This is a genomic window from Desulfovibrio biadhensis (assembly GCF_055388615.1).
Genome location: NZ_AP042477.1, coordinates 4482268 through 4494419 on the forward strand (window position 1 = coordinate 4482268; position 12152 = coordinate 4494419).

12 protein-coding genes are annotated in these 12152 nt (G+C 50.8%); 10 read left to right on the forward strand and 2 right to left on the reverse strand.

Features of this window, described 5'->3' with window-relative positions:
• Positions 1-167: 167 nt before the first annotated feature.
• Both ACZ5EH_RS19430 and ACZ5EH_RS19435 read right to left on the reverse strand, forming a co-directional pair.
• A complete protein-coding gene (locus tag ACZ5EH_RS19430) occupies positions 168-1301 on the reverse strand; it encodes a DUF362 domain-containing protein (protein ID WP_464275530.1) in 1134 nt (377 codons plus the stop codon).
• Positions 1302-1352: 51 nt separating this feature from the next.
• Positions 1353-2462: an MBL fold metallo-hydrolase gene (locus ACZ5EH_RS19435; protein WP_464275531.1), complete on the reverse strand. Its 1110-nt coding sequence runs from the start codon at positions 2460-2462 to the stop codon at positions 1353-1355.
• A 556-nt stretch (positions 2463-3018) separates the two neighbouring features.
• Here ACZ5EH_RS19435 and ACZ5EH_RS19440 point away from each other — a divergent pair.
• The 10 genes from ACZ5EH_RS19440 (at position 3019) to larB (ending at position 11546) form a co-directional block, all read left to right on the forward strand.
• A complete protein-coding gene (locus ACZ5EH_RS19440; protein WP_464275532.1) occupies positions 3019-3426 on the forward strand; it encodes a cupin domain-containing protein in 408 nt (135 codons plus the stop codon).
• 142 nt (positions 3427-3568) lie between these two features.
• Positions 3569-4045, forward strand: a complete 477-nt coding sequence (locus tag ACZ5EH_RS19445; protein WP_464275533.1) for a (R)-mandelonitrile lyase — start codon at positions 3569-3571, stop codon at positions 4043-4045.
• Positions 4046-4056: 11 nt separating this feature from the next.
• Entirely contained in the window at positions 4057-4791 is a 735-nt protein-coding gene (locus ACZ5EH_RS19450; RefSeq protein ID WP_464275534.1) for a carboxymuconolactone decarboxylase family protein, read from the forward strand.
• Positions 4792-4938: 147 nt separating this feature from the next.
• Positions 4939-5475, forward strand: a complete 537-nt coding sequence (locus ACZ5EH_RS19455; protein ID WP_464275535.1) for a flavodoxin family protein — start codon at positions 4939-4941, stop codon at positions 5473-5475.
• 38 nt (positions 5476-5513) lie between these two features.
• Positions 5514-5891, forward strand: coding sequence for a tautomerase family protein (locus ACZ5EH_RS19460; RefSeq protein WP_464275536.1), 378 nt, complete (start codon positions 5514-5516; stop codon positions 5889-5891).
• Between the two features lie 21 nt (positions 5892-5912).
• Positions 5913-6749, forward strand: coding sequence for a cyclophilin-like fold protein (locus ACZ5EH_RS19465; protein WP_464275537.1), 837 nt, complete (start codon positions 5913-5915; stop codon positions 6747-6749).
• Positions 6750-7334: 585 nt separating this feature from the next.
• Complete coding sequence (locus ACZ5EH_RS19470) at positions 7335-8327, forward strand: DUF362 domain-containing protein (protein ID WP_464275538.1); 993 nt, start codon at positions 7335-7337, stop codon at positions 8325-8327.
• 400 nt (positions 8328-8727) lie between these two features.
• On the forward strand, positions 8728-9975 hold the full coding sequence (gene larC, locus ACZ5EH_RS19475; RefSeq protein ID WP_464275539.1) for a nickel pincer cofactor biosynthesis protein LarC: 1248 nt from the start codon (positions 8728-8730) through the stop codon (positions 9973-9975).
• Positions 9976-9978: 3 nt separating this feature from the next.
• Positions 9979-10788, forward strand: a complete 810-nt coding sequence (gene larE, locus ACZ5EH_RS19480) for an ATP-dependent sacrificial sulfur transferase LarE (RefSeq protein WP_464275540.1) — start codon at positions 9979-9981, stop codon at positions 10786-10788.
• 17 nt (positions 10789-10805) lie between these two features.
• Positions 10806-11546 carry a nickel pincer cofactor biosynthesis protein LarB gene (gene larB / locus ACZ5EH_RS19485; RefSeq protein ID WP_464275541.1) on the forward strand — a complete coding sequence of 247 codons (741 nt, stop codon included), beginning with the start codon at positions 10806-10808 and terminating at the stop codon, positions 11544-11546.
• Positions 11547-12152 lie beyond the last annotated feature (606 nt).

A 12152-nucleotide genomic window follows, 5' to 3' on the forward strand; every position in this document is an offset into this window, starting at 1 on the left:
TCCTGTAACCGGTTCGCAGCATAACGTCTGCAGGATTCACGGTCGTTGCCTTCACTTGGACCCGGATTTCCCCTTCGCCCGCATGCGGGGTAGGAATTTCAAAAGGCTTGAGAACCTCCGGTCCTCCATATTCTTCGAGTCCAATAACTTGCATTATACGACCTCCTTTATTTCACCACGATCAATTCATACTCCCTTGTTCCGAGTCCGATCTTCTCGGCATGATCCAGACAGGTCTTCCACTCGGATTCAGGCCTGGAATTGGTGAAGTGATCTTTATGGTCTACAAAATCCAACTGCGCCATGTTGTCGGTGAGTTGGCTGCCCGGAAGCGGTTTTGCATTCATACAGGCGTCCACACAGGCCTGATCAAGAGCCAGGGGATCGAAGGATGCAAACATGCCGAGGTTAGGCAGGATGGGTACGTCGTTTTCACCGTGGCAGTCACAGTTGGGGGAAACATCTACGACAAGAGAAATATGAAAATGCGGACGACCATCAACAACAGCCTTGGTGTATTCAGCCATGCGGCAGTTCAAAGACGCCACGGCTGCGTTGAAGCCAAAGGAGATCGCGTCGAAGTTGCAAGCACCGAGGCAGCGCCCGCAACCCACACAATTATCCTGATTGACATGCGCCTTTTTTGTTTCTTCATTGAATTCAAGGGCATTGTTGGCGCATTCTTTTAGGCAAGTCTTGCAGCCTTTGCACAGTTCTTTATTAATGGTCGCCTTGCTGTCGCTGTGCTGCTCAGTCTTACCCGCGCGTGAGCCGCACCCCATACCGATATTTTTGATGGCGCCGCCAAAACCGGTAACCTCGTGCCCCTTGAAGTGGGTCAAGCTGATGAACACATCCGCATCCATGACAGCACGGCCGATTTTGGCTTCTTTTACGTACTCGCCCCCTTCGACAGGGACACAAATATCATCGGTGCCTTTAAGGCCATCGCCGATCAGAATCGGGCAGCCTACGGTCAGCGGGGTAAAGCCATTTTCCCAGGCGCATTCCAAATGTTCCAACGCATTTTTCCGTTTGCCGGGGTACATGGTGTTGCAGTCAGTAAGAAACGGTCTGCCTCCCATTTCCTTGACCAGGTCGGCAACAGCCTTGGCATAGTTGGGGCGCAGATAGCTGATGTTGCCCAATTCGCCAAAATGCAACTTAATGGCGACGAACCTTCCGTCCATGTCGATATCGCCAATCCCGGCTTTTTTGATCATTTTTTTCAGCTTTGTCGGCAGACCGTCACCAAAAGCTTTGGTACGAAAATCAGTAAAGAAAACTTTTGCTTTTTCCATGCTTCTACACCTTTGCTAAATTATTGCGGTAGATGAAAGATGAGGGAATAACTACTTAATCCCTTCCCACCATTGAGAAAATTGTTGCCCACTACCATTGAGCCACAGGGGCTCACCAATCTTGGGAGTAAGCAGGTTAACATTTTGTTGCTTGCTTGCCTCAACTACACGATAGAACGGTTCATCCCACGAATGGGCGGAAATGCAAAACCTGCCGACATGCGCAAGCAACATTGACTTGGCTCCCAGTTCCTGAGCGGCGCGTACCGCTTCTTCCGGGGTCATGTGGATGAGCGGCCAACGCGAGTCGTACTGCCCCCCATCGAGGGCGGCAAGATCAAATGAACCAAAGGTTGCTGCCAATTCCTTGAAATGCGGCCCATACCCGGTATCACCACTCAAATACAACCTGTGCGCAGGGTTTTCGATGACAAAACCAGCCCACAAGGTCTTGTTCCTGCTGAAGAGACGTCCGGAATAGTGACGGGCGGGGACGACTGTTACTTCCAACCCATCGTTAAATTTGAAACTGTCATTCCAGTCGCCCTCACGTATTTTTTCCTTTGGATACCCCCAATATGCGAAGTCTTCGCCAACTCCAAGAGGACAGATGACATTGGCAACCTTCTCTTGCAACGCCATGACCGTTGGATAATCCAAATGATCCCAGTGGTCATGCGAAATCAACAAATAGTCGATCTCCGGCATATCTGCAGCGGTATAGATATCCGTTCCGAGAAATGTCTTATTGAGGAAGGAAAACGGCGCCCCATAACTGCTGAAGACGGGGTCCACCAAAAACCTCTTCCCCCCCAATTGAATGAAATATGAGGAATGGCCGAGCCAGATCAAAACATCCTTGTCTCTATCCAGGGCGTTCGGGCCAGTCAGGTTAACCCTTTCGGTGGGAAGCGGTTCTTCCGGCCGTAACCGCTCCGGATGAGAGAACCATCCAGAGACTATTATTTTAAAGGTGCTTTGTCCTTCGGCAAGGGTTTGCGTAGGGATCAGGTTCTTGAATTCCCCGTCAGCATAATTTGGAGAAGCTTCAACCCGCTCGAGCCGCTCCCCCTCCGGGCTTTTGCCGAACTTTGCCTGATTCAGGATGGCGCAACCGGCTATCGCCAGGCAACCTGCTATAATAACGAATAAATAAATCATTTGTTTGCTCCGTCTGGCCATCCTCACTCCGATGTGCTTGCACAATACATTATATTCTAGAGTAATAAGCTGTGGTATTATTTGTAAGGTCTCAAAAGGTTGAAGGGGAGACATGATCCTACAATTTTCTTGCCCAATCCTATGAACACACCCAACGTTTGCCCCTCTTTAGGTAGAAGCGCTCTCTCAAACCTTGCCGAAACCGAGGGAAGAACACTCCTGCTCGGGTAGTTTGATTCGCCCATTTTTTATTGAAAAGAATGCAGTCACAGTTTCAGTAAAAAATGCCCCACATGCGCCCTAAACGTATCGTACTGATAGCATTTGAAAATTCTGCTTTCCTGGATGTTGGGAACGCAGCATTTTTCAATTTTAGAGGATCAAGCAAGAATTTTAGAGAATCCACCCTCCCTTTTTGTGTTTTAATGAAGATAATCAAAAATAAGAATAGAAGGAGTCAGAGGCCTCGGGCGGAAATCCTTACAAGAGGTCTAGGCTTTTCTTCTGTTTCTACTTTTAAAAACATTCATTCAAACACGATAGGAGGAGACGTATCATGAGCGATGTATTCAATGGCGAAGGCATTTTCCCGAAAGGAGACAAAAACGAGGCCTACGCAGACTATTTTATCGGAACAAGTTACCTGAAAATGCTTTCAACGGAAGGCGTTTATATCGGCAACGTCACCTTTGAGCCAGGCTGCCGCAATTTCTGGCACATCCATCATAAGGGCGGACAGATTCTTTTGGTGACGGGTGGTCGCGGTTGGTACCAGGAAGCCGGAAAACCCGCCCAGGAGCTGCACCCCGGAGATGTTGTCAATATCCCACCTGAGACCAAGCATTGGCATGGCGCTGCCAAGGACTCCTGGTTCGCCCATGTGGCTGTGGAAGTGCCCGCTGCAGATCGCTCCAACGAATGGCTGGAGCCGGTTTCTGACGAAGAATACGACGCGCTCGATTAAGAAAACGCATCAGGTGGTCATTACAAATTCCTGCCGGTAACAACCGGTTTAGCCAGGCAATCCCGGACACCCCCCTCGCCTCCACCATCGTGAGACGTGGCGCCTTGTGCGGGGCACCGGACTAAACAAAATGGAGTATGCAATGAAACACGGTATCATGATTGTCGCTCTGATGCTGCTGGCCGTATCAGTAGTCTATGCAGGGCAAGAACAGGAATCGCAGGTGCTTTACCAGGAAGGCTCACAGAAATCCTTCAAGGGGCCTGAAAAGTATTTCACCGGCGATGTTCAGGTGGACATGGTCTTCCCCAGTAACGATACAGCCAGTTACTCCGGGGCGTATGTCACCTTTCAGCCTGGCGCCAGAACCGCCTGGCACCTGCACCCTGCTGGGCAGCACATGATCGTCACATCCGGCATCGCCCTGACTGGAACGCGCGACGGAAAAGTACTCGAGTTCAAGGAAGGGGAAGCCGTCTGGTGCCCGGTCGGCATTGATCACTGGCATGGAGCCACCCCGGATGCGGCCATGACCCACCTGGTCATCACTGGTATCAAGGATGGCGAGGCCGTGGTGTGGAAGGAAAAAGTAACTGATGAACAATATATGAGTCGTTAGGAGCCAAAATCATGCGCATACAGAAAATCATCTTCGGCATTCTCGCACTGACACTGTGTTTTGGCTTCACGACCATGACGGAGGCACAAGAAATGAACAAAGAGACAACCTTAACCGCCAGCCAGCAGGCCATCGTCACCATTGCGGCCTTTACAGCAAGCGGCGACATCGACCGTCTCAAACCTGCCTTGGATGAAGGTTTGGACGCAGGAATGACCATCAATGAAATCAAGGAAGTTTTGGTCCAGCTGTACGCCTACTGTGGCTTTCCCCGCAGTCTCAACGGCATGGCTGCTTTCATGGGCGTCGTAAAGGAACGCGAGGCAAGGGGCATCAAGGACGAAGTAGGCAAAGAAGCCTCCCCCCTGCCTGCTGATTTCGACAAAGACGAATACGGTGGAAAAATTCGTGCAAAGCTTGCCGGGCTTGAAAAAGACATGTCCGGTGCCGAATGGCAGCTGTTTTCGCCCATCATGGATACGTTCCTGAAAGAGCATCTGTTTGCGGACATCTTTGCCCGGGACGTACTGACGCACCAACAGCGTAAACTCGCCACCATCGCGGCCCTTGCCAACATGAGCGGGACAGCCGGCCAGCTTGCTTTTCACCTTGGCGCAGCCATGAACACCGGACTGACCGAAGGTCAGATGCACAGCTTCGTGGAAGTGCTTGAAACCAAGGTAAGTGAAAAGCAGGCCCAAATCGCCAAGGAAGTACTCGCCGACGTGCTGGCCAAACGCCAATAGTTTCAAGCGTAATAACTAAAGACGCTGTGTTTTAGATGAAGCACAACGGACTACCACCCCCTTCCCGGTTAAGGTCGCACTCCCTGCCGGGAAGGGGTTCTTGAATGGCAGATGCCAAAGCACCTGCATATACCCCCGTAAAATCCCATGAACAAAAATATACTTCTCATTTCCTCAAGCCCAAGAAAACAAGCCAACTCAGATATCCTTTGCGACGAATTCGTTCGGGGCGCAAAGGAAGCCGGGCACACTGCCGAAAAGATTCGACTGGCTGACAGCAACATCAACTATTGCACCGGTTGTTGTTCCTGCATGGGTGGAAAAGGCACATGCGTGCAGCAGGACGATATGGCCGCGATCCACAAGAAAATCCTTGCAGCCGATGTGCTGGTCTTGGCCACCCCTGTGTACTTCCGCTCCTTCAATGGCCAGATGAAGACTTTTATCGACAGGGTCTGCCCCATTTATTCCATGATACAAGACAAGGACGTGTATTTTATCATCTCCGCAGCAGGGGGCAGTTTTCCTGTAAACAGCACCGTGGAGAGCTTTCGGGTCTTCACCGGGTGTCTGCACAACATCCGGGAAAAAGGGATCATTTCCGTGACCGGGGTCTGGAACGCAGGAGGTGTCAAGGGCACGCAAGCCATGGATCAGGCATATACAATGGGCTTGCATGCCTGACGACCATTTGACGCAGACGCTCCCCCCACGGAGGACACATGAAAGACAAATATACGCGACGTGATTTCATGACCAAAAGCACTGTAGCTCTGGGGGCCGCAGTTGCATGTGAACTGACTGCTTTCGCCGGCGCTGGAGAAATAGATGTTCTTGCAGCGCTGGCACCGGATGCATCCAAGGAGGAAACCATGCCCCACATCAACGTCAAGCTCTGGCCCGGAAGGTCAGAAGAAGACAAGCAACGGCTTGCAGACGCCATTGTGGAAGATGTTGTGAACATCATTGGGAGCAATGCGTCGTCTGTTTCCGTCACCATTGAGGAAGTTTCTTCCGCCGACTGGAAAGAGAAAGTCTACGAGCCTGAAATTCAATCCAAGAAGAGTTTTCTCTACAAAAAGCCCGGATACTCCATGTAGCGGGCAACCTGGAGGATTACCATGGACCGTTTGATTCCTCTGATAGTGTTTGGTTGTACGATTTTCATTTTGCTTGCATGTATGCAGCAAAAAGCAGAAGCCGCTTCATCCGAAAGTGAAGAGCACGGATTGAGTCTTTCGGAAATGAAGGTCACGATCACCTCACAAGGGAAAATAGCGACATTCCAGCTGTATGACACCAAAGCTGCAAAAGAATTATACAGCCAGCTTCCACTGACTTTGGAACTAACAAATTTTCGTGATGCACAATGGATGTTCTACCCTCCCAAAAAGCTGAGCGTGACTGCGGCCGAAGCCTACCATGACGGCAAAAAGGGAGAGCTCAGCTATTATGAGCCATGGGGAGACGCCTTCATGCTCTACAAAGATTTTTATGCAGGCGATGAAATGCATCGTCTAGGCGTCGGTTTGAGCGGCATCGATAATATTGCCGCCATGTCGGGAACCGCCGTCATTCAAAAGATGGAACCGACTGATACAAGGAGTGACAACATTATGCAGATAACAGTAAAAGCCAATGGAAATGCCATAGTTTTTGAACTCAATGACAGCCAGGCTGCCAAAGATCTGGTTGCGCAACTACCATTGAACATCGAAGTAGAGAACTACGGCGGCAACGAGAAGATATTCTACCCTCCTGAGAAACTGAAAACCAGCGGCACCCCTTTGGCTAAAAACGTGCAAGCAGGGACACTTGCCTACTATGCACCGTGGGGAGATGTTGTACTGTTTTACGGTTCTTTCGGCTCCGCACCAGGACTCTATGAATTGGGGCGCGCCACGCAAGGTGTAGAACACATTAAAGAACTCTCAGGAACCATTCAGATCGAGAAATAAGGCACCTTACAACTTCTCCTTAAGGAAAACACATCTTATAGCCAGGAACTGTTTCAATGCCCAATCAGGGGCAACGTTTACAGTCGCTAACAGTAGAAACTACGATGCAACAGGGATCATTTGGATGCGCATGTGAACCAATGTTCTGAAGAAATTCCATTGCTGGCGCAATGAAATGCGACGCGGTTTGCTACTGTCAACGCAGCCTACTGACAAAAGAAGACCTCGCATCGACCTGCGTTAATTCATGCGCGTCTGTTTCTTATGACAGAAGCACCGTCTACTTGCAGCGACAAAAAAAGGGGGGGCAGTTCACCACTTTCCTGGTGAGCAATGCCTCACTTTTCTGCCCAGTTCGCAAGACTAATCGGCAATGCTGCTTTCCTGAGAGCCACACAATCCTTCCCGGTAATGCCTCCACATCCGTCATACGACACTGCCCTTGTGGCTACCATATCCTGAGTCTGTCCAAGAGAATTGTGCAAGAATTGGATAGGATCTGATATTCCCTCCGCCCAAAAAAGCAGTAGCTTTGAAAGTGTTGTTTTCCAGACTTTTCAGTTGTTCTAAATCAGGAGGATACTAATGGACCAACCCATTTCCAGACGCAATTTCATTAAAACCGGAGCCATAGCTCTGGCGAGCATCTCCATGACCGGGCATGGCGTCTTTGCCAATGCGGCGCAAGGTGCTCCTGTATATCTAACAAAAGACATCAGTTCCGCTGGCGTGATGAAGGTTTACGGTCGTCTGATGGAGAATCGCGCCCTCCCTGGCAAGGTGGCGTTAAAGTTACACTCCGGCGAACCAGGCGGTCACAACTACCCCGCACCTGCCTTGATCAAAGAGCTCATCCACCATGTGGATGGCACCATTGTGGAGTGCAATACCGCATATCGCGGCAAGCGATTCAAAACGGCTGACCATATGAAAGCCCTTGAAGATCACGGATTCACCGGCATAGCAGCTGTCGATGTCATGGATGAAAATGGCTCCATCAGTTTGCCCTATCCAAAGGGGAAGTGGATCAAGGAGAATTTTGTGGGTGAGCATTTCGCCAACTACGACTCCTTCCTTATTCTCTCCCACTTCAAAGGGCACGCCATGGGTGGTTTTGGCGGGGCAATCAAGAATACTTCCATCGGCATCGCCTCCGGTGAAGGAAAAATGTGGATTCACACGGCCGGTGGCACCAAAAAACTGGACAGTTTCGGACCTGCCATGAGCGCTGACCAGGACAAATTCCTTGAGTCCATGGCCGAGGCAACCGGCTCTGTCATCGACAAGTTGGGCAACGATAAGATTGTGTACATCAACCTGATGAACAACCTGTCAATTGATTGTGACTGCGACAGCAATCCAGCACCTCCGGAACTCGACGACATCGGTATTCTGGCGTCCCTGGACCCTGTGGCCCTGGACCACGCCTGTGTCGATCTGGTTTACGCAGCGGACAAGGGCAAGAGCGCATCCTTAAGGGAGCGCATCGAATCCCGACATGGCACACATACCCTCGACCATGCCGAAGCAATAGGCATTGGACGCCAGGAATACACACTTATAGGAATTGACGCCTAACTTCTTCCCCATGGTGCCCGCCTGCACAAAACGCGGGCGGACACCTCCCTCTTTGTATTTTACGCGTTTCGCCATCGTAGAGAATCAGGCAACTTTATTCCATGAATGAGTCTTTCCACGTGTCAGATGCGATCTTATAGTTTTACTCTACGAGCAGATGACTATCTCTCATTCCAATTGAGAACTGAATAAAAAACAGACACAATAAAACACGTGAGAATTGTTTTTTTACTCATGCTGGATGTACCATGTTTCGGGCACCAGGAATCACAAACGTCTCACCACGCAATGCAATCGCCAGGCTCCTGGATAGCGTCACGCTCGAATGAAGAAGGTGCGTATCCACCAGGACAGCTTTTCATATTTTCAAGGTTTCAGGATAAAAACGGATATCTCACAAATGAAAATACTCTATTACGATTGTTTCGCCGGCATTAGTGGCGATATGAATCTCGCCGCCATGATCGATCTTGGCGTTGCGCCGGAATTCCTCCTTGCGGAACTGGACAAACTTGGCCTGGGCAAGGAATTCGAGCTGTCGGTTTCCACAGATGCCCGCAACGGCATTCATGGTACGCGGGTGGATGTGCATCTCGCAGCAGGGGCGCACACTCACGATCATTCTCATTCCACACGCGACCACAGCCAACAAACGCACGACCACGGCCACCAACGTAACTTTGCAGACATTCGCGATATCATCATGGCCAGCAGCCTGGACGACAACGTTAAGGAAACCAGCCTGCGCATTTTTCTGAAGGTGGCAGAGGCCGAAGCAAAGGTTCATGGCAAGCCCGTGGAAGACGTTCATTTTCACGAGGTAGGAGCCACAGACTCCATTGTAGACATTGTAGGGGCCGCCATTTGTTATCATCACCTGGGCGTGGACGCGGTGTGGGCATCGCCTGTTGCATTGGGCAGCGGCACTGTCCGTTGCGCTCACGGTGTTATTCCCGTCCCTGCACCGGCGACTGTGGAGATTTTGGAAGGAATCCCCACCAAACGTGGCAGGGCCGACCACGAAACCACAACACCTACGAGCGCAGCCATTCTTGCCGCCTTGGTGGACTGTTTCACTGTAACACCTGCCATGACCGTCACAAAAACGGGCTATGGCATAGGCCACTGCAAGACCGGTCTGCCTAATCTGACTCGGGTCCACCTGGCAAATGTAGCGGCATCGGACACATCGGGAAAAAGCCAGCAGACGCTTCCAAAATCAGTGCACGCACAGCTATTGGAGTGTAATATAGATGATATGACCGGTGAGCAGCTGGGCGATGTCATGGCGCTGCTCATGGATTCCGGCGCCATGGACGTACACTTCACCCCTATCATGATGAAGAAAAATCGCCCGGCTACCCAAATTTCTCTACTCTGTTACGCTGCTGACACGGAGCGCTTCATGAACCTTTTGTTCAGAAACACGACGACCTTGGGTGTAAAAAACTTTCCTTTGGAGAAGACCTCTCTGGAGCGCCGCTTCAGGCAGGTCCAGACCCAATACGGCCCGGTCAGCGTCAAGGAAGCGCTTTTGGATGGAGAAGTATTGCACTTCAAACCAGAATACCAAGAATGCCAAGCCATTGCCAGAAAGGCCGACGTCCCGCTGGCCAAAGTCTATACCGCCGTGGCTACGCAGGGGTAAAAAATGCTCTCGGATGTTCAACATGAACGCTATGCATGCCTTTTGGAAACGTTGCAGGGCATGGAACACGTGCTGGTGGCGTTTTCTGGAGGTGTGGACAGTGCCCTTTTATTGCACGCCGCCAACGAAGCACTACCTGGAGGCGTGCTGGCCGTTACCTTTTCCCTGCCCTACACTCCGTGTGAAGAAGTGGAGGGCGCCATCGCCCTGGCGAAACAATACGGCGTAACACATCGTGTTGAGGAAATGCCATTACTGCCGGCGCTTGCTGGCAATCCGCCCGAGCGTTGTTACCTGTGTAAACGCCACCTTTTTGGCCATTTGCTCAAGATTGCAAGCGATGCCGGAATCAGCCATGTGTTGGATGGCAGCAATACCGACGACCTGAGCGACTACAGGCCGGGGCGCAAAGCCATAGAAGAACTGGGGGTAGAAAGTCCGCTTCTTGATGCTGGAATGACCAAGCAGGATATCCGCGACATATCCAGGGAATTTGGGCTGGACACCTGGAACCACCCTGCAGGGGCATGTCTGCTGACGCGTCTTCCCCATGGCAGCAACGTGGAAGAACAGGAACTCAAACGCATAGACAACGGCGAGCGGATTCTCCGGTCATTAGGCTTTCCCGCAGTTCGCCTGCGGAGCCATGGAAATGTTGCACGTATCGAAGTACCACACGATGCCCTGGCGCGTTTGATCAAAGCGAACGAAGAACATGCTATTCACACCCGTTTGAAAGAACTGGGATACGAGCATGTGACCCTCGACCTTGAGGGGTACCGTATGGGAAGTCTCAATACACCGATTGAATAGTCTTTGGAGGATTATATATGGACGCCTCATTACACAAACTGCTTTCTGACATTAAAGAAGGCAAGCTCGAGATAGAAGACGGCGTAGAGCGATTGCGTGATCTTCCCTATCTGGATTTAGGGCACACCAAGTTTGACCTGCACCGCTCCCTGCGCAATGGCTTTCCCGAAGTCGTCTACGCAGAGGGAAAAACACCTGAACAAGTTGGCGACATCTTTTCCAGGTTGCGCGGGCACACCAATATTCTGGCGACGAGAGTTTCGCAGGAGATGGCGGATCACGTGCAGTCCCTTTGCCCAGATGCCACATACAATGCCCTGGGCAGAACGTTGACGCTCATTACAAGCCCCATCGAATACAAAAACGGGGAAATTGCCATTGTCACGGCCGGCACCTCCGACCTTCCCGTCGCAGAAGAAGCACGCGCCACATGCGAAATACTTGGCTCCAAGGCCAGAATCATTTCAGATGTCGGCGTGGCGGGCATTCATCGATTGATGGACAGATTGTCTGACATCCGCAAAGCCAGAGTCATCATCGTTATTGCCGGCATGGAAGGAGCCCTGGCCAGCGTTATCGGTGGCCTCGTGTCACAGCCCATTGTGGCTGTCCCCACGTCCATTGGCTATGGAGCGTCCTTTTCCGGACTTTCCGCCCTCCTTGGCATGCTCACATCCTGTGCGAGTGGCGTAACGGTTGTGAATATCGACAACGGATTCGGCGCCGCTTGCGCAGCCTGCAAAATCAACAACATGTAGTTGTGCAGCCAAGCCCTACATCAGCACACCATGCGAACACCGACATCATGATTTGAAACTGCTTCTTCACGGCCAAACCGCAGCTTTCCAGCCGTCATAAGCCCCCTTCCAAGCCTTTGGAACAAAGCCCAGAACATCCCTTCTGGGCTTCATTGTTTTGAAGCTTGCGTGCGGTGCACCGTGGTATGCAGGGAGGGGCAAAAATCACATGATCATGGCGTCTTGCGCACAGACACACAGCGGCGAAAGCAGGTATTGACCGACAAAGTTCTTCATTTCGCCCAATTCACAACGCTCCAGATAAAAGACCATCACTTTTTATTTTTTCAAACTGAAAAAATGAAGCAACTTTACTGCAGTTTGATCTCGGTATAAACTGCTACTGAAATTTTGACTGCTATTTACCGTTAAGAAGCATGTTTTATTTTTCAGCCGTCCTGGTATACATCTGTTATCGTAGCATTTCATACTATCTAACCTCGCAGTTTTGCTATATTGTTCTATCAAGAAGACCGTAGAGGACTTGAGAAATGTTCGAAGAGATAGAGCTTATCACTCTGATAGTTGGAATGGGAATACCTGTATTCATGTATGCTAACAGGCAGA